The following is a 19,352-nucleotide window of genomic DNA, read 5'->3' as shown; positions in this document are numbered from 1 at the left end:
TTGATTAATATGATTCGCTACTTCTTCCGTGTGTTGTGCAGATAATTTTGTACTATGTGTAAGTTCATCAATGGATTCTAATTGTTCCTTAGAACTTTGTTCAGTTTTTGATAAAACCTGTCTAACCGAATAATTCATTTGGTTTGTTTCGATCACTTTATTTGCAATATCATCTATTAATTCCTGAATCAACTGATTCTTTTTTTCTAATGATTCTACATTTTTCCCTGGACCATTTTTCTGTTTAAACTTAAACAAAACATTCACACCTTTTCCTATCACTTTATTGTGAGATACCATTTTTTAGAGGATCTTGGTACCTGTTGTACTTATTAGATACCCATTCTAACCGTTCTATGACTTTTGTAATTTGATCTGTAGTTGTGAAAGGAGATATACAGACAAACTTCGCGGAATAAATAGGCATTTCTTCTGAATCATTGATTACGGATACAGTACATATTTTCTTTGTATCACCTAAAAATATGTCATCGTTGTTCTTACCTAACTCTTCGTAAATTAAACTGTTAAAGAGATTAATTTCCTGAATCTCTTCCTTTGTTGCTTCTCCATTACGTTCTTTTTCCCAGATTACTTCTTCGGGATAAAATCTAAACGTAGTAATTAAACCATGATTCTCCGAATTTGTTATTGCGATATTTGGTATCTTCGATAACTCTTTTCGAAATTGTTCGTTTACTCTTATATAGTTAGCAAGGACTTTCTGATAGCCTTCTACTCCGAGAGTTAACAAGGAAGCATAAATAGGAATAGAGCTAGCCATTCTTGAACATTCGAATGTATAACCTGTATGATAACTACCATAGCCGCGATTTCCAACATATGGTGTTTCTGAACTTTCAATATCAAGTAAATAGAGGTCTTTTTCTTTTTTCGTTAAAAAAAGACTTGTTGTATACGGAGTCTGACCTAATTTATGAAAATCAAAACAAACGCTGTCTGCTAGTTTCATATATTGCATTTTTTCTTGAATGTTCATCAGCGCATTTAAAACTTCAGGCTCAAATGCCAATTGATTATGTTCAAAATCATAGTCGTTAAAAAAAGCATAAAATCCTCCTAAAGCTGAATCAGCGTGAATATATGGAGGTGACAGTTCAAAGTTATTACAAACTTCCGCACTTACTTCTTTTATTTCTCTAATATGATCAATTCCAAATGTATCAGTCGTGCCAACTGTTCCAACGATAAAAAGCGGAACGCCTCCTTGCTTAATAACGTCTGTTATTTTCAACTTCAAATCATCCATGCACATTGAAAAATCATCTTTAACCTTAACTTTAATTAACTGATCTGTTCCTATCCCAGTAGCTTCAACTGACTTCCATGTACTATAATGAGCTACTTCAGAACAGAAGCAATATAAATTTTGTTTTATACCCGTTTTCTTCATGTTGGGGTCATATTTAGCAAGGGCTAAACGCAATGCTGTAAAAACAGCCCCTTGTCCACCCCATGTAGTATACCCTCCTGCATCTGAGTATTCACTACCTAGTAACTTCCTCATCATTGTTATAATTCTTACTTCGGCTTCTGCTCCAGCTGGTCCATTTACATCCCAAATATTGTTTCCATTAACTAAAGTCATAAGGAAATTCCCTAATAAACTAGCTGTATTTGGGTTAGGTACAAAATTATTGTGATAGTTACGATTACTATACGGATGACCTTCAATTAAATCTATTAACTTAGAAACAGTTTTCGTTTCATCCCCCATATGTAATGGCAATGTTTCTTTACGCTTAATATCACTATAAAATGTATCACTTTTTTGTTTTGGTGTCCCTAAAGTTACACGATTTATATCTTTTCGTTTATCAACATTCTCTACAATTTCTTTAATTAGATTTAAAAAATATTCTCTATCGACTTTATTTCCATCTTCACTAGGATAAAGTCTTTGAAAGTCCAACATTCCTCGTCCTCCTTGGTTTTTTCTAACAGTCGTCTACAATGTTATACCTTAATATTATATTGGGATAATAGATTGTCAAACGAATGTTAAAAGTATGAGTAAAAGCCCTACTTTACGTCTTTTTTTATATGATTGGCATTTCCCTCTGCGCGAATGTAGAAGGCCAACTTCATATTATCGATGTCGTCCGTTGCCGTTATTTTAGTAAACATCCTACCAGCGGCTCTTTGACGGAGCCATTTGTTTGTTGTTCCCAAGACCATTGCTGTTTCCGGTGTTCTCTGTTGTGTTTGTCACCTCTTCTTTTCTTTCTTAATAGGCTCTTGAATTCATTGAATCATCCTCTATAAACATACAAGAGACTGAAGATTTTATTGATACACATTGGCCATTAGAAGCAGGAGAACCGTCCCCTAGCTTCCCCTAGCTTTTATATACCCACTTTCTATAAGAAGTAGAACATAGAATCGTCACTACATAAATAATTGGCAGTATGAACATATTTTTTATGCTTAACAGTCGTTTTTTTATGAGAACCTGGTCCATCACTGACATAAGTAGAAATGAATGAATTTTAGAAATGAAAGTTCCGCCTTTCATAAACGACGCTAATAAAGCAGATACGAGCAGACCAAAGGCTGGACCGACTTTGAAATGCTCTTTCCAAGAATAAAACGAACCAAACCCATAGCGGATCTTTCTAAGGAGTACAAACAAAAACACTGTGTTCATCCACGTTACTTGTATCGTATTAAAATAAGAGAGAAACAAAATGACTCGATTTCTTTTTGTTAATTGTTCATACCATTTGTCATTAAAAATGAACGAAAAAAATATGCACGCAAATGTATACTTCGTTTTCCACCAATGATTCTTATAAATACCTAAACGTATAAAAGTTTTTTCAATGAGTACAAAGAATATAGCAAATAATAACTTTGCCCTCCACTTCAACTGAAAAACAGTAATGAAAAGTGCAATGACTGGCACATAGGAGAATTGAGACCAAAGTGCACCAACAAAACTATCGATGTTTTTTTGTTTTATAAACTTCGGTTTATAAACATATCCATCAAAAAGTGCGACAACAACATATTCAAAAAGGTAAGCAAATCCTGCGTAATTCATTAATAAGACAAAGTGCCTTTTACGATCTTTACTTTTATAAAATGTATAAATCAGGATGATGAAATGAATGATCCCTAAGAGAATGTACGGATATTTATTCACTTTACGTTTTGATTTCATAAAACCACTTCCGGTTCATTTTCGGTTAGTATTTGCCACTTTTATATTCATTAGTCAGAGATACATTTTAGAATTTTATACAAATGATCTGTTTAAAACAAAAAAATGTTTCTTCAAAAAGAAACATTTCTCTAAAAAACTTTTTATATTCTTTTTATTTTACCTTTTGTCTTCTCATCCATCGTGTTGCAGCCCACTTATCTCCGGTAATTACTGGTGCTCCACCATGGAGTGTTAATTCATTTAATTCCTGGTCATTATAAAAGTATTCGAAATAAACGGCCATCCCTTTTTGTGGTGATACTGAAAAATTTAATTTAGGAAAATACGTTTCCCCACCTTGCTCTACGTCGTTTAAGTACATTACGAGTGTACTGATTCTCGGATTAGTTGCTGATTTAAAATAATCCAAGTGTGCTTTATACTCTTGACCAATGTTATAATTTAGAATTTGCAGCCCTTCTCCGTGTTCATAAGGAACATTCATGATTTGTGAAACTCTTTTTTCTACTTTTGTCACGATATCACTTTCTGACTCTTGTAGAAACGTACTGCTGCTTGTTCTAAGCACATCGATTTCACGCGTATTCCCCACTTTCGAACGATGCACTTTGTCTTTTGATAACTTGATCAGCTCGTCACACTCTTCATCACTTAATACGTTTCCTAAAATGGCGATAAAAGGTTCTTCTACTCTAGCAATAATATTAATTTCTCTATCGTCTGTTATTATTTTATTCCCAACGTGATCAAAAATGGTTTGTTCTTTCATTGTTAACTCTTTTGTACTTGTCATCCCCCTTCATCCACCTTTCAATACTTTTTCTGAATAGTAAGAATTTTAAATGTAAAAAAATCTTCCCCCTTAAATCCCTTTCTGTAAATCTATTGAACAACGGTTTTGGTTCCTGCATTTCAATTTTGCATGTACGTTGATTAATATCATATTACACCTTACATTATAGGATTGGCTACTATTTTTTTAGAAGAGTTGAAGCTGGAGTTGATTAGCACCTAATCATTGAACGTAAAGAAGGAAGGAAGAACGAACTTTCGACCTTCCTTAATCATGCCTGCCCCCCAGCACGTTAAAGCTTTATCTTGCTGGGGGGCAGGAACCGTTATTGGAGGATGTTGGAAGCACGAGAACCGTCCCCATGCTTTAGGTTGGCTTAATTGACTTCCTTAAATATCATCCAATCAATTGATAAACCAGGCTTAGTAAATTCTAATTTCAACTCATAAAAGCCTTCTTCCAAGTTTACTTTATTCAGCTTCTGTTTTATCCACTTTCCATCTGTACCGCTTGTTTGTACTGTTGTTATAACCTGATCGTTTAAGGTAATGTTACAAGCACTTTGAGATACATTTGTATCCGGTGACATCAATTTTACAAACAATCGATAAGTACCCGTTTTTGTTAGTTTAATATTTACGGTCTCTGTTTCAGAAGGAGTGACTTGTGATTGATCTATTACCGTTTGGTAGTCTTTCGGGCTAAGTGAAGAATTAGCTTGAAAGGAAGCTACATTTTCTTCTTTCACTTGTTTTCTGAAAAATACAGGGGCTTGCATTAAAAAGGCACATATATTCATTGCAGACCGTTGTAATTCCCCTCTCGTTAACATACCATTTTCTAATGAATCCAACGTATTATCTTTATAGGAGTTAATTTCAGCACCATAATTATTAACTACCATAAATAGATCATTTTGAGCCCGCACCATCCAATTCGTATTAGTGATAGCTGCAGGTCCCCCTTCAACGACATCATTCATTTTTGCCCACCAATCGGTCATGACAATCCCGTTAAATCCCCATTCTTTACGGAGAACCGTTGTATTCAAATCATAATTGGAAGCTGCCCAGTGGCCATTTATCGGGTTATAAGAAGTCATGACTGAATTTGCACTACCCTCTTTTACGGTCATTTCGAATCCTTTTAAATAAATTTCACGTAGCGCTCGCTGAGAGACAACTGCATCCACCTGCGTTCGATATTTCTCCTGACTATTACAAGCAAAGTGCTTTAATGTCGCATTTGCTCCACCTTTTACCACGCCTCGAGTATTTGCTATTGCAAACATGCCTGTAATAAAAGGATCCTCTGAGAAGTACTCGAAGTTTCGTCCATTTAAAGGACTTCTTCTAATATTCATTCCTGGTCCAAGCAGAACATCAATGTTATTACTTAACAACTCCTGCCCTTCCATAACGTATAATTCTTCTACCAAGTTCGTATCCCACGTTGATGCAAGTAACGTTCCAATTGGGATTTGCGTTGCCTGATGACCACTATCCATTCTGATACCTGATGGTCCATCTGCGGCACAACCCACTGGAATCCCGTAGTGGAATAGTTTATCACCTACTCCACCGAAAGCAGATGCTGTCCCTGGAGTTACTAGAGGACTACTCATACCTTCTCCCCTAATAATCGTAGCCAAGTCATGATCATCTAGTTGTGCAATGAATTCCTCCATACTTACTTTTCCTTCATGGACATCTTTTAATTTAAAGCCTTTATCACCAGTTTGCTCTAACGTTTGCGGTAGATTTTTTTCAATTCGATCTGCTAATGAAACTGTGCGTTTCGGAACGTCAACATATGTAAGTTCATATGATCCATCCTCTTTTCTCTTACCTGGCATCATTCGCTTAAACGCTTGTGTCGGAGCTAACGCTTCCTCTAGCTGTTCAATAACGATTAATTCTTCTATATCAAAACTCGAATGTCCATCTATATTAATTTTGTTTAAGCTTCTAACACTATTTCCAACAAACAATTTGTAGCTTCCATCCTCTACTACATAAGAAGAAGGATATCCTGTTGCCCCCGTATCATCAAAGGACGCTATCGCTTTTAGTGGAAAACGAAGTGTTAATTGTTCTGATTCCCCGATTCCGAGGTCTTTTGTTTTACCAAATGCAACAAGTACTTTTGCTGGCTTCCCTAACTTCCCTTGGGGTGCCTCCACATATAATTGAACAACTTCTTTTCCCGAAAATTGACTCCCTGTATTCTCTACGGTTACACATGTCTCAAAAATTGTTTCCCCATTTTTTTCAATCACTTTAGTCTCTTCAGCCTCGATTGAAAATGTCGTATACGATAGGCCAAACCCAAAGGGATATTGCACTTTCTCTGGATGAAAAGTTTCGAAATAACGATAGCCTACATAAATATCTTCTTCATGAAAGTTTTGAAATTCATGACCATAATTAGCTGTTGATGGGTAATCATCGATCGAAAATGCAATCGTATCTGTAACCTTTCCACTCGGTGTCACTTCTCCAACTAAGACATCAGCAATCGCATTTCCACCTTCCATTCCTCCATGCCAAGCATAAATGACACTTTGGATAGGATATTCATTCATCCAACTCATATCAATAATATTGGACACATTTAAGACAACGATTGTTTTGTCAAAATAGCTAGTCACTTTCTGTAACATCGTTTTTTCTTCTGCAGTTAGCTGATAGCTTCCTGGTTCGTTTGCATTGTCTTGATCCTCTCCTGCTGTTCTTCCAATAACAACTATCGCCTTACTGGAAGCTTTCCTTGCGAGAGATACGACTTCGTCTGTTAAAGGCATTTCCTTTTGATGCCAATGCTCTGCAGCCCAGCCCCCACCTCCGTTATCAAAGGGGTTCTCCTTAATCCATTCTTCATAAACCTTCGCTAAATCTTCATTAATCATAATCTCAGCTTTGCTACGAAGACCATCTATTAAATTCGTTGTATAGGGAACGTGTACACTACCACCTGAACCTGTTCCACTTCGATAATAATTTACTTGTGTTCTACCAAATACAGAAACCTTATCTCCCTCTTTTAACGGAAGAGCATGTCCTTCGTTCTTTAATAGCACCGCACCATCAGCGGCTACTTTCCTACTAAATTCCGCAAAGCCTTTTAATGGTATGCCTATCTGTTGTTCCATCCGATCATCTCTCCTTTTTTTAGTGAAGCCTATAGAGTTTGCTTCTTCTTTTCTATCCGATTACAAGTGAAATAAAGTAAAGTATACCACATGAAGAATGTAGCGATTACGCTTCCAAAAAGAACAATGCAAACCCTAGTATAAAGTCAAATACACAGAAAGCTCCTACCTTCTCCTGTTACTAAATCTATAACGAACTTACCTGCAATCTTGGATCTTCTTTCATATTAGCCCCATTTATATTATTCTATCTTGTTGTCTTACTTCAGAAGTTACTCCGCATAGCTCTGAATGTTAACGTTGTTAGCAAAACATATCAATAATGTTATCCTTATTTTCCAGCGAAGCAGCAGGGATAGGCCGCCTTACGCTTTCCTTTCGGCAGCGTAATGTCCGTCCCTCAGCTTCCTCTTCGGGTTTTGACGGACATCCTTTTATCAACAGTTTTTCAGTAATCTTGAACCGTCCGCATGCTTTGAATATCTCTTTCACTTATTGAAATAGCGCACCTGCCCCCCAGCACGTTAAAGCTTTATCGTACTGGGGGGCAGGAACCATTATTGGAGGATATTAGAAGCACAAGAACCGTCCCAGTGCTTCATTGGAGGGTTTTGGAAGCACGAGAACCGTCCCCATGCTTTACCTCTACGTGCGTTACATTCGATATTTCTTCGGTATCAACAGATAAAATAAACGTTCTAGGTGTGAAATCACTTGTACAAGCACCATTTGATTGCTCTAGATGTATGATCATTTTTGTTTTATCATCGTTAATTTCTACAAATTGAAATTCCAATGGACATGTTCCAGATTCTCCTGTGCCTAGAAAAATAGCGACGTTATTTTTCCAATCAAGTTCTAATGGTTGGTCGCTTAGTCCGAACTCTCCCCACTCACTTTTAAAATCATCTTGATCTGTCACTTTACGAACCATAACCCCTTGTTCTGATATGTCATAGAAGTTGTTTGGGAAGGTTTTTTCCGTCATTAGTAATTCACTTTGTACGAGGAGAGCCTTATCGTCATTTGATTGTCCACACCCAACTAAAACGAGACCGGAGAGAAAAAAGAATACTACTGTCATATATACTTTCCAATTCATTTATTAATCCACCTCAATTGTCGTTGCCATTTATTAATTAGACGTCAAACAGCTTCAGATGTCGCATCTATAAGTGAAAATAAAAGAAAGTATTAATGATATGTAAGGATTTTTTTATATTTCTATCCAAATTAGTGAAATATACTTTATGAGGTGATTTCATGGATAAAGTCGATTTAAAGCTCACGTCTGCTGAAATAGGAACGTTGTGGGGAGAATATGTTAATGGTACAGCCGTTGATATGATAAACAAGTATATGCTATCCATTATAGAAGATGAACAAATCAGAGCACTATTTGAGGATGCAATAAGTGCATTTGCAAAACAGAAGCAACAGATCACTACATTTATGGAAAACGAAGGATTTCCTGTCCCCATTGGGTTTAATGATGCAGACCTAAATAAAGGAACAAAGAGATTGTTTTCGGACATGTTTTGTTTGCATTATTTACATGTTATGACGTTACATGGTTTATTGGGACACATGACATCACTTAGTGCCTCTGTAAAAAAGGATTTAAGATCTTTTTATGATTCGTGCGATAATGACGGAAAAAAATTGTATCACCAAACAATAGAATTACTGTTAGAAAAGGGACACTTTCAAAGAGACCCTTACTTTTATCCTGAAGCAACTCCTGAATTTATTTCAGGTCAGCAATTTTTAGATGGCTACTTTGGGGACAAACGACCTTTAGCTGCAACTGAAATTATTAGTCTTTCGTTTAACTTAAAGAAAAAGATACTGGAAAAAACGCTTTCGATTGCATTTAGTCAAGTTACCCAATCGAAAGAAGTGAGGAAATTTTTAGAGGCATCAGAAAAAAACTCAGATAACCAAATACAAGCACTTAGTAGCATATTAAAAAAAGATAATTTACCTGTACCAATGTCTTGGGAGTCAGAAGTCACGACCTCTCAGGAATCTCCTTTTTCAGATAAGTTAATGTTGTATCATATTGGTTTTCTTCTACAGACCGCACAAGCATATCATGGGACCGGACTTGCGTTCGCAATGCGAACCGACCTTGTCGTTACTTATGAGAAGATTATCATGAAAAACTTGGTGGTAACAAAAGAATGGTTTAATATTATGACAAAAAATAAGTGGTTAGAAGAGCCCCCACTTGCTCCAAATCGAAAAAATCTTGCAAAAGACAAATAATTTAACTAATTCGCACCTCTCATTAATGGGAGGTGTTTTTAAATTGCTGAAGTTTTATTAGATTCCACATCGCAGGGTCTTCTTGATACAAAGCCCAACTTCCTGTACTTTTGAAGCACGAGAACCGTCCCCATGCATCCCATTGGCCAAGGGGATTGGAAGCACGAGAACCGTCCCCTAGCTTCCTTCTAGATTTCTCACCTCAACTGGGACATGAACAGGGACATCAAACCACCATAATATTGCTATTACGACCAATGCCGATAACAAATAGGAAGATAACGGACGTGTTTGGTGTAACCTTAAAAGTGGAAACATGACACAAAGAAAAGCGATTGACCACCATAATGACCAACCGTAATGGTATTCAATCCTCCCTGTTAGGACAAAAAAGTATTCCCAAATGCCATAAATAGCAATCCATTTTATATTACGAAATACCTTTTCGAACCAATGAGTGGGAAAGTCCTTTAAAAAAATTAAAATGGTTGCTGGAAAAACAATAAAGGTGTATAACATCTCTGTTAAAGTATGATTTGGGATGAAATCAGCATCTAAACGCCATAAAAAATAATTTGCTGTTAAAAAGTTATAAACTAAATTACCGAGTGCAATAAAAAGTAAAGTAGTGTGGTACTCCTCCCAGTTCCTCCAATCTCCCCGAGTCAAAACAGCTATGATAGCAACAATAGCAGTAGCAACATGCATATCACTTTTTCCCTTCCAATTATGGTTAAATTTATTATTTCCAAATTTTAGATGGTTATGTATATGTGGCACGTTTCTTTCTCTTGTTCTTTCATTTACTTAATCATTAGTTGAAGAACGTGAATAACGCACCGACCCCCAGCACGTTAAAGCTTTAGCGCACTGGGGGGCAGGAAGCGTTATTTAAAATCATACCTTAGATAAAATATTGACCACTTTAAACATGAGCATGAAAGATTTTCTATTATAGCGAAACTGATTTAACCCGCCGATCAAATAAGTGTCTAATCCAGGATGATAAAACATAAACGTTCCGGTAATTCCGGCGTTTCCCCACATGTTCTCCATCTTCTTCGGCATCATTAATGGAACAGATTTAAATTTCATCATTCCATACCCATAATCGATTCCTAACCTAAATTTTTCCCAAGTTTTCATTTGCTGCAACGTCGTTTCATTTATTAGCTCGTATTTCACTAAAGCTTTCATAAACTTTAACAAATCTTCCCCAGGAGCGACGATTCCTCCACCTGCATAATCGATACTATAGCTCCGATAGTCTTTCATGTTTTTATTTCTTATAAAAAAGTCGGCCATTGGGAACTCACATTTTTCGATTGGTTCTGAAAATTGCAGTAAATAAGAGTGATTCATCCCAAGTGGTGCAAAAATAAATTCCTTAAGTACATCTTGAAATGGTTTTCCTGTTATTTTTTCTATCGTTAAACCTAGAAGAGCATAATTTGAATCTGAATAATGAAACCCTTTGCCTGGTGGAAAATGAGGAGTCAAATGTGCATTTGCCCATTGAATAACTTCTTCAGGCTTCCAAAAACGTGACGGTTCCTCAAAAACAAAGTCCATTAGTGCTTTCCCTTGCTTTGGTTTATCATCGTAAAAGTCATGTAAACCAGACTTATGGTTAAGTAAATGCTTAATTCTAATTTTATTTGTATAATCAGTACCTTTATAAACATGTAAATTATCTAGTAGATCAGCATCTAAATAAGCACAAATTTTATCTTCAAAACTCAGTTCCCCTCTTTCAACTAGCATTGCAATCAAAACGGAAGTAAACAATTTACCGACACTCGCAATATAGTACGGCTGTGCTGGATGAGCTGATATATTACCTGTTTTTCCTTCTGCTAAATTTAAATGGATGTCTAGCTTTTCTGAATGAACTAATAAATGAGCGTTTTTAACTTTAATATCTTTTTGTACCATTTGCTTAAACTGCTCTTCAATACGTTTTATTCGTTCTTCCATCTGCATTGCTCATCACCCCATTATTTTTTCAGCTTGTATATTTTTCTGTCCACCTATCGCAAAAATCCCACACTTTCTCTTTGGTGATTTTATCATCTGCGTAAGCTGGATATACACTTGTGCCAACTACTTGTTTTATTTCCCCTATAAATCCCAGTGTTTCACCTGTAGCTGTTTCCATCATTTCTAATTTATCGTTAAATAGCTTTCCAGTTGTTTCTTTAAATTTATCTGATGTACAAATGTCGTAGTAATTATTTGCCATATACTCTGTAGGACGTAAAAAGATGCTTTGTATCCTTCCAATGATTCGCCAGCGAAGTGTAAACTTGTTTAGTGTTTCCTTTGAAAGTTTCGCACCGTTAATCTGTAATGCATTTACTTTAATCCCTTCGTTTTTAAACTCATCTGCCATTTTAAATGTAAGCATCATAAAAGCAATTTTTGATTGACGGTACATGTTATAAACACTAAACTTCGGATCTTTATTTTCCCCTTGCAAAGTCTCAAACTCAATTTTTTTCTTTGGGTCAAAAAAATGTTTAATAATGTTACTTCCAGCATGAAAGATTCTAGCATCGTCTGATTTTTTTAGATGATTCAATAACAAATGCGTCATTAAATAAGGACCTACGACGTTTGTCGCAAATGTTAATTCAATTCCATCAATACTCAAGCGGTGTTTTGCACCATGTTCAACGTAAGCTGCGTTATGAATTAAAATATCTAATTTTTCATAACGCTTTTTGAATTTGTCGCAAAAATGATCGATTGATTTGAATGAGGATACATCAAGCTCCATAAGATCCACGTTTTCATTTTTTGAGGTAGCAATAATTTCATCTTGAACCTTCTTACTAACTTCCATGTTTCTACAGGCCATAACAACCGTATATCCTTCAGTCGCAAACCGCAAAGCTGCTGCCTTTCCAATTCCTGACCTTGCCCCTGTAATGATAACTACTCTATCATGCATTTACCTTCACCCCTTTTATTTTCCGCTCATTTCCTTTCTTACAGGGCCTTTTAGTAACAATGACAACTTTGGCCACACTGTCTAAAATCTCCACCATCCTTTTCTGATTAATACCTTCTGTGATCAATTTATTGGCTACCATTTACAAAGAGACCAGTTTGAACTTCCTTTTCACCAAAATGTCATTTCATTCTCCATCACTGAATCCTTTGTTATAAATAAAAATTCACAATAAAACCGGCTTTTACATTCTACTTATAGCTATAGGAAAGGCATCTCTACATGTTCGTAGAGATGCCACCATTTTCCAAAGACTTAATCTGTAATCGCTCCTTTTGAAGCTGAGGAAACTAAACGTGCGTATTTCGCTAACGTTCCGCGTAATTGTTGTTTAGGAGCTGTCCAATTCTTCGTTCTTTCTGCAAACTGTTCTTCCGATACGTCAACTGCCAGCTCTTGTGCGATGCTGTCGATCGTAATCATGTCACCTTCATTAATTAACGCAATCGGTCCACCGACTTGTGCCTCAGGAGAAACGTGTCCTACGACTAATCCGTGAGTACCACCTGAAAAGCGTCCATCTGTAATGAGTCCAACTTTTTCTCCAAGTCCTTTTCCGACAACGATCGCTGTGATCGATAACATTTCCGCCATACCTGGTCCGCCTTTTGGACCTACATACCGGATAACTATAACATCACCTGGGTTTATCTCGTTATTTAATACAGCATCTGTCGCTTCTTTTTCCGTATCAAATACGCGAGCAGGGCCCGTAATTTTTTTCACTTTTAAGCCTGACATTTTTGCTACTGCACCTTCTGGGGCTAAATTTCCTCTTAGCGTAACTAAAGGTCCTGTTTCACGTTTCGGATTTTCAAACGAAATGATTTCTTGACCTTCGCTTAAGTGATCGACTTCTGACAAGTTCTCTGCTATCGTCTTACCCGTTACCGTTATACAATCTCCATGAAGCAATCCTTTTTCAAGAAGCAGCTTCATAACTGCAGGAACCCCGCCTACTTTCGACAAGTCTTCCATTACATAGCGGCCGCTCGGTTTTAAATCTGCAATATGAGGGACTTGTTCGCGAATTCGCTCAAAATCGTCTAAATCAAGGTCAACGTCCACTGTTTTTGCAATGGCAAGTAAATGTAGAACAGCATTTGTAGATCCGCCTAGTGCCATGACAACTGTGATCGCATTTTCAAATGCCTCTTTCGTCATAATATCTCTTGGCGTAATGCCTTGATTTGTTAGATTCATTACCGCTTCTCCTGCAGCTGTACAATCTTCCAACTTTTCAGACGATTCAGCAGGGTTCGAGGAACTACCTGGTAAACTCATACCCATCGCTTCGATTGCAGAAGACATGGTATTCGCTGTATACATACCGCCACAAGATCCTGCACCTGGACAAGCATGACATTCAATTTGATTTAGTTGATCACTATCAATATCTTCATTGTTATATTTCCCTACTGCTTCAAAGGCAGACACGATGTCGATATCCTTCCCGTCGTGTTTACCTGGACGAATTGTTCCACCGTAAACGAAAACAGATGGTAAATTTAAGCGCCCTAAGGCAATCATACATCCTGGCATATTTTTATCACAGCCACCGATTGCAACGACACCGTCGTAGTTTTGTGCACCAACAACCGTTTCAATAGAATCGGCAATCACTTCTCGGCTCGGTAATGAATACCGCATGCCATCTGTTCCCATTGAAATGCCGTCAGAAACGGTAATCGTATTAAAAATGAACGGTGTCCCTCCACCTTCAAGCGCACCTTGTTTTGCACTTCTTGCAAGTTCATCAATGTGCATATTACACGGAGTCACCTCACTCCATGTACTAGCAACTCCGATAAAAGGTTTATTAAAATCTTCGTCTTCAACTCCTGTAGCCCGTATCATTGCACGGTTTGGAGCACGATTAATGTCATTAAATACTTTACTGCGTGTTTTTGACTGATTTCCCATCATTGCATTCTCCTATTTTATGTATTGTTATTTTGTTAGTTTCATAGTATAACATCAAATTATCAAAATTCATATTCTATTCGAAAAAATTGAAGCGCAGGGACGGTTCTCGTGCTTCCAGACCTGGCATTTTACTTTTTATTCTAGCTCAAACCTATTTTCTTTCAGGCAGCTGATACCCACTTTTAAGATCGTCTTCTATTTAAGATTTCACTACGCCGAGTATCTTCATTTTTATTGATTCTTTCCAATAACGCACCTGACCCCCAGCACGTTAAAGCTTTAGCGCACTGGGGGTCAGGAACACTGGCCATTAATGATCTGTCTTCTGTACTTTGGGGCAAATACTATGTGGTACTTACAGTTCCATGTTGTGTGTGCTAAACTATTCATGTCCTTCACAGGGCATACCTCCTTCTATGGTGAGATGAAGTGGTCGGGAAACCAACTTTATCCTACCATGAAGTGAGGTTTTTTTTACCACGCTATAAGCTCTTTTGAACCCCCGGCATAGCCAGGGGTTTTCAATACCATTAAGTAAACCCACCACAAAATAAATGTGATGGGTTAGTTACTAACTCGGAGAATAACTAATATCAATTTATACAGCCTGAACTCTATATTTCATATACTTTTTTATTTCTTTATATTTTCGTGCTACCTCTTTACTACGATCATATATTACATCAATTTCTCCATTTATATTACCAATCAATGTAAGTAATCGCTTTTCTCTATCAAATTGATATTTATACTCAGCCTCTTCATCATTATCCAAAATACATATTGTTGTAACTATTAGACCAGTTTGATTAGATTTGAAATTTACTGAAGTGTAATTCGGCAATGAAGCATTGTTAATCAATTCTTCAGGATTCACTTTAGGAGAATATAGTTCATCATAGAGCCGTTCAATCAATTCATTCATTTGTTTTCCTCCTTATTACTATCGATTATTTCACGTATATATTTATCAAGAGACTTTGCTAATTCAATCGCTTCTTCATATTGATCTAGTGTCCATTGATCTCGTGGAACTTTCAATTCATTCTTTAAGTATGCATTAAAATAAGTTCCTAATAAAGCCCCATTTGTCTTAACATTGCCGTAAATCCAGCCAAAATCTTTTCTCGGTAAAATATACCTACCTTTTACCAACTCATCACCATCTAAATCAAGATTATAGTCAGCCACCAACTCAGGTATCAGCTCTTCTCGAATTAGCGTATCAAAATCTTTTCTTCTTTGTATATAGAATTTATCTGGACGAAGCAATCTTTCTGTCTCAGTGCTCTTTTTAGATTGCCTAATAAAATCTTTGGCTTTGTTTTCATCAATTCCTAATAGCTCTTGAAGTTCCCGAATTTTTTTATTTTCTTCTTCTAATTTCCCTTTTCGCTTCCTTATTAATTCGGTTTCCACAAAGGTGTCCTTTTCAACCCTAAAATCATCTGATTCATTTGCTTCACCCTTTGTTAAATCTTTTGAACCGGATCCACCTAAATCTAAATTTTTATCTTCCTTAATCTTTTTTATGGCATCTTGCTTAACTTTTTCTTTTTTATAATACTCCCATAATGTTTCTAAGCCTAACTCTTTGTGATGTATAAGTACAGCTGTATTATCCTCTTCTGTGAATGTTCCATCCTCGGATTCAATGGCCCTTAAAGTACGACCAATAAATTGAGCATAAGGAAGTAAAGTTTTAAATGGGCGGAAAATAGCTGCTATTGATAAAAATTTGTGGTCATATCCTTCGCCTAGCATGGCAACGTTAATAACTACATCAACTTTATCATCATTGATCTTTTTAAGCTCCTTTTCCTGCTCTAACTTTTCTAGCTTACTATGGACGATTGATGACTCATAACCTTTTTCCCTATAAATTTTTTGAATTTCCTCAGCATGATCGATACTACATGCAACGGCTATAATTTTATGTGGATTGTTTGTTAATTCTTTCTTTTCTTTCAAATGTTTTATGGAAAGGTCAACAACCTTTTCATTACTCTCTCTTGATAAAGCTACAGATCGTTGAATCCAGTTTTCTTCCCTTATATTACCTTCCCTAAGTTCATCAAGTGTATATGTCTTACTTGGGTCGTTATCAAGCGTAAAAAACATTTGATCAGGGATATGATCAATTTTTTCTAAACTCTTTACATATCCTTTTGCCATTGCTTGAGCTAAACTATATTTGTAAATTTCCTTTCCTCCAAGGGCTCTACCGTCACTTCTAAATGGTGTCCCGGTAACCTTAAGTACTTTACTTCCGTCAAAATATTCAATTGCTCTTTTCCAGGTTTTGGCTTCAGCATGATGTGCCTCATCAATTATTATCATGTCGAAAAAGTCAGTATTAACTCTTTTTATCAATGATGAATCCAAGCGTTCTTGTAATTTGTGAACATTCAACACTACTATATCGGCTTGATAAATTATTTCATCTGTCAATGTTTTCTCGTATTCTACTAAAGTAGGTAAGTGATGAACTTCATCAAATACCCTTGAGAACATCCAGAAATTCTTCGGATGAGTAGGGTCTAAAGATCCTAACACAGAATCTCTTATTACCGTTTGTGGAGTAATAATTAGTACTCTCCCTCCAGAAACTTTAAAAGGAGCTATCCCCATCAAACCAGTCTTTCCGGTTCCAGTTGGAAGTGTAACTAATGCATGTTCTTCACTTTTTTTATTTATAAAATGGTCATATATTGCTCTGTATGCATCCTCTTGAGGTTCCCTCAAGAAACTATTACCTACAATGTTAGCTGGTGCATCTAGAAAGTAGCTCATTTTGCATACCGCCTCTCATTTATATATTAATTCTATTATCCAACAAACTTGAATATTTTTCCACGAATTCGACGAATTTCACCTAAAATTTTCCACACAATATCTAATGACACATTATTACTAGAGTTGTTGTAATCTTGACTATAATTTAACCCACCAAGTAGCTGTATAAATTCTTATATCTTATACTCTAACTTGATGGGTTATTTTATTTAATAGCTTATTGAGTTTTCCTTCCTGTTCATCAAACGACCTATTTCTAAAATGGCTGCAAACCTCTAGTGAACAGGGAACTCTCTCAAATAGCAGTTACCGGTCGTATTACTTCTTCTTTCTTTAAATTTCTCGAGTAATTTAACTTTACAATATCGCACCTTACCCCCAAAAGTTAAATTTTTAGCTTACTAGGAGGAAGGAACCTTTATTAGATAACAAAACCCTCTACACGAATGTAGAGGGCCGATTTTACATTATCGATTTCGTCCGTTACCGCTGCCATTTCCTCTTGGAGAAGACTCTTCTTCCTCAGACTCTTCGGTGGAGTCAGTTGATTGTTTGTTGTTTCCGCGACCATTGGCGTTTCCGTTGTTCCCTGTTGTGTTTGTAACTTCTTCCTTGGAATAACGCACCTGACCCCCAACACGTTAAAGCTTTAGCGCACTGGGGGTCAGGAACCGTTATTCACGGAGAAGAAATAAACATCGAAGCGATACCAGCTGACGATTTTGCTTTTGAAAACTGGCACGATGGAGAAAAAATAAGGTTTGAATGGTTCCATCCTCATGTTGAATTAAATGTGACAAGTGATAAAAACATCGTTGCAAACTTTAGTAAAAAAGTCGATATTAGCGACGGTGCGTTAAAATCTATCCTTTTAGATCAATTAGGTATTGAAAGAGATGACCTTACCTATTCTGATTTAGAGAGGTTGGTTTCCTTAACCATAATGGATGATAATGTAAAGGAATTAGATGGATTAAAGAATGCAACGAATTTACGAGAATTACATTTAAATACCCCAATAAACGATGTAACAGCATTGAAGGAGTTAACCGCATTAGAAGCCCTTTCCTTACGCAATATTGAATTAGATGATCCGACCGTGTTAAATCGTTTAACAAGTCTTAAAGAGTTGTCTATTCAAAACAGTAATATAACGTCATTAGAAGGATTAGAAAATCTCGAAAAGTTATCTATCCAAAGCAGCTCTGTAACGTCATTAAAAGGAGTAGAAAACCTTGAAGAGCTTACGGTTCATGGGAATAGCATCAATGAGGTAAATTCACTAAATGAATTATCTAACCTAAAAAAACTTACCTTATTTCAGACAAATATAATCTCATTAGAAGAGTTAACGAATTTAGAGGCTCTTACCGTCTACGAAAATGATTCATTTGATTTTCACTCATTAGAAAATATGAAACATTTAAAAGATCTTGAAATCCTTTCTAGTTCAGTAAATGACATCTCTTCCCTTTCAAAACTAACGAATTTGAAAAAAGTGAATCTTAGTTTTAATAATATACGTGATCTTAGTCCACTAAAAAGTCATCAGAGCATTGAATTTCTTTCTTTAAGAGATAACAAAATCGATGATTTAAGCGCATTAGAAAACTTAAATAACATTGAAGAGCTTAATTTGTCTCAGAATAAAATTAATGATGTTCGTTCACTAGCAGCATTCAGTAACTCAAATTTACAACGCCTTTATTTAAGCAGTAATGAAATACACGATATTGCTCCATTAGTAGGGTTAACAAATGTCCAAATGATTGACTTATGGTTTAACCCAATCGATTATTCTGAAGGATCAAAAAACAAGGAAACGATCGATACGCTGACTTCAGAAGGAGTTGAAGTGAGTGTTGACATTGACTGATCATGAAACATACTTGAAATCAATGAGTTCACCGTCGTTGATCACTTTTACTATTGGAGTTGCTTGTATTTCAATGCAAGTTGCTCGTATTTCAATGCAAGTTGCTCGTATTTCAATGCAAGTTGCTTGTATTTCAATGTAGGTTGCTCGTATTCCTTCGGGAGTTGCTTGTATCATCATGAAACTTGCTCGTATTCCAACTTAAAATGAACTGGATTCAAAGCTGATTTAATTCAAAAAGTCCCTTTTGAGGGACTTTTTTGTCTTAATAGCCCGCCTGCCCCTAGCACGTTATAGCTTTATCGTCCTAGGGACAGGAACCAACAATAGTCCATTCATAAC

At 36.3% G+C, this 19,352-nt stretch carries 15 protein-coding genes and 2 pseudogenes; 4 read left to right on the top strand and 13 right to left on the bottom strand.

What is annotated here, in order from left to right:
- Positions 1 to 283: 283 nt before the first annotated feature.
- The 5 genes from LGQ02_RS09950 to LGQ02_RS09930 form a co-directional block, all read right to left on the bottom strand.
- Complete coding sequence (locus LGQ02_RS09950; protein WP_226517997.1) at positions 284 to 1,936, bottom strand: pyridoxal phosphate-dependent decarboxylase family protein; 1,653 nt, start codon at positions 1,934 to 1,936, stop codon at positions 284 to 286.
- A gap of 423 nt (positions 1,937 to 2,359) precedes the next feature.
- Positions 2,360 to 3,184 carry a hypothetical protein gene (locus LGQ02_RS09945; protein ID WP_226517996.1) on the bottom strand — a complete coding sequence of 275 codons (825 nt, stop codon included), beginning with the start codon at positions 3,182 to 3,184 and terminating at the stop codon, positions 2,360 to 2,362.
- 154 nt (positions 3,185 to 3,338) lie between these two features.
- A complete protein-coding gene (locus LGQ02_RS09940) occupies positions 3,339 to 3,980 on the bottom strand; it encodes a 2OG-Fe(II) oxygenase (protein WP_226517995.1) in 642 nt (213 codons plus the stop codon).
- A 376-nt stretch (positions 3,981 to 4,356) separates the two neighbouring features.
- Positions 4,357 to 7,131, bottom strand: a complete 2,775-nt coding sequence (locus LGQ02_RS09935) for a glycoside hydrolase family 3 C-terminal domain-containing protein (protein WP_226517994.1) — start codon at positions 7,129 to 7,131, stop codon at positions 4,357 to 4,359.
- 598 nt (positions 7,132 to 7,729) lie between these two features.
- Positions 7,730 to 8,233, bottom strand: coding sequence for a hypothetical protein (locus tag LGQ02_RS09930; protein WP_226517993.1), 504 nt, complete (start codon positions 8,231 to 8,233; stop codon positions 7,730 to 7,732).
- A gap of 161 nt (positions 8,234 to 8,394) precedes the next feature.
- On the opposite strand from LGQ02_RS09930, the gene LGQ02_RS09925 reads away from it, so the two are divergent.
- Positions 8,395 to 9,399 (top strand): DUF3231 family protein, encoded by a 1,005-nt coding sequence (locus LGQ02_RS09925; protein WP_226517992.1) that lies wholly within the window; start codon positions 8,395 to 8,397, stop codon positions 9,397 to 9,399.
- 177 nt (positions 9,400 to 9,576) lie between these two features.
- Here the strand turns inward: LGQ02_RS09925 and LGQ02_RS09920 are convergent, their stop codons facing one another.
- The 8 genes and pseudogenes from LGQ02_RS09920 to LGQ02_RS09885 all read right to left on the bottom strand — a co-directional run bounded on the left by LGQ02_RS09920 (position 9,577) and on the right by LGQ02_RS09885 (position 17,760).
- Entirely contained in the window at positions 9,577 to 10,179 is a 603-nt protein-coding gene (locus LGQ02_RS09920; RefSeq protein WP_226517991.1) for a CBO0543 family protein, read from the bottom strand.
- 117 nt (positions 10,180 to 10,296) lie between these two features.
- Complete coding sequence (locus LGQ02_RS09915) at positions 10,297 to 11,382, bottom strand: serine hydrolase domain-containing protein (RefSeq protein ID WP_226517990.1); 1,086 nt, start codon at positions 11,380 to 11,382, stop codon at positions 10,297 to 10,299.
- A 22-nt stretch (positions 11,383 to 11,404) separates the two neighbouring features.
- Entirely contained in the window at positions 11,405 to 12,352 is a 948-nt protein-coding gene (locus tag LGQ02_RS09910) for an SDR family NAD(P)-dependent oxidoreductase (protein ID WP_226517989.1), read from the bottom strand.
- Between the two features lie 315 nt (positions 12,353 to 12,667).
- On the bottom strand, positions 12,668 to 14,335 hold the full coding sequence (gene ilvD, locus LGQ02_RS09905) for a dihydroxy-acid dehydratase (protein WP_226518276.1): 1,668 nt from the start codon (positions 14,333 to 14,335) through the stop codon (positions 12,668 to 12,670).
- Between the two features lie 306 nt (positions 14,336 to 14,641).
- A pseudogene (locus LGQ02_RS09900) lies at positions 14,642 to 14,728 on the bottom strand (transposase); the annotation flags it as partial.
- Positions 14,729 to 14,936: 208 nt separating this feature from the next.
- Entirely contained in the window at positions 14,937 to 15,263 is a 327-nt protein-coding gene (locus LGQ02_RS09895) for a hypothetical protein (protein WP_226517988.1), read from the bottom strand.
- Positions 15,260 to 17,131, bottom strand: coding sequence for a DEAD/DEAH box helicase (locus LGQ02_RS09890; RefSeq protein WP_226517987.1), 1,872 nt, complete (start codon positions 17,129 to 17,131; stop codon positions 15,260 to 15,262). The genes LGQ02_RS09895 and LGQ02_RS09890 overlap by 4 nt, the downstream gene beginning before the upstream one ends.
- Before the next feature lie 470 nt (positions 17,132 to 17,601).
- Positions 17,602 to 17,760: a hypothetical protein gene (locus tag LGQ02_RS09885; RefSeq protein WP_226517986.1), complete on the bottom strand. Its 159-nt coding sequence runs from the start codon at positions 17,758 to 17,760 to the stop codon at positions 17,602 to 17,604.
- A gap of 50 nt (positions 17,761 to 17,810) precedes the next feature.
- On the opposite strand from LGQ02_RS09885, the pseudogene LGQ02_RS21480 reads away from it, so the two are divergent.
- From LGQ02_RS21480 to LGQ02_RS09875, 3 genes and pseudogenes are all read left to right on the top strand, one after another.
- Positions 17,811 to 17,909: pseudogene (locus tag LGQ02_RS21480) on the top strand (hypothetical protein); the annotation flags it as partial.
- Positions 17,910 to 17,927: 18 nt separating this feature from the next.
- Positions 17,928 to 19,010 (top strand): leucine-rich repeat domain-containing protein, encoded by a 1,083-nt coding sequence (locus LGQ02_RS09880; RefSeq protein ID WP_226517985.1) that lies wholly within the window; start codon positions 17,928 to 17,930, stop codon positions 19,008 to 19,010.
- The gene (locus LGQ02_RS09875; RefSeq protein WP_226517984.1) at positions 18,994 to 19,152 is read left to right on the top strand and encodes a hypothetical protein; all 159 of its coding nucleotides are present in this window, start codon (positions 18,994 to 18,996) and stop codon (positions 19,150 to 19,152) included. Before LGQ02_RS09880 ends, LGQ02_RS09875 begins: the two co-directional genes overlap by 17 nt.
- The last annotated feature ends 200 nt before the right edge of the window (positions 19,153 to 19,352 follow it).

The sequence above is a fragment of the Bacillus shivajii genome, from assembly GCF_020519665.1.
GTDB lineage: Bacteria > Bacillota > Bacilli > Bacillales > Salisediminibacteriaceae > Bacillus_CA > Bacillus_CA shivajii.
This window is presented reverse-complemented; position numbering and strand designations above follow the sequence as displayed.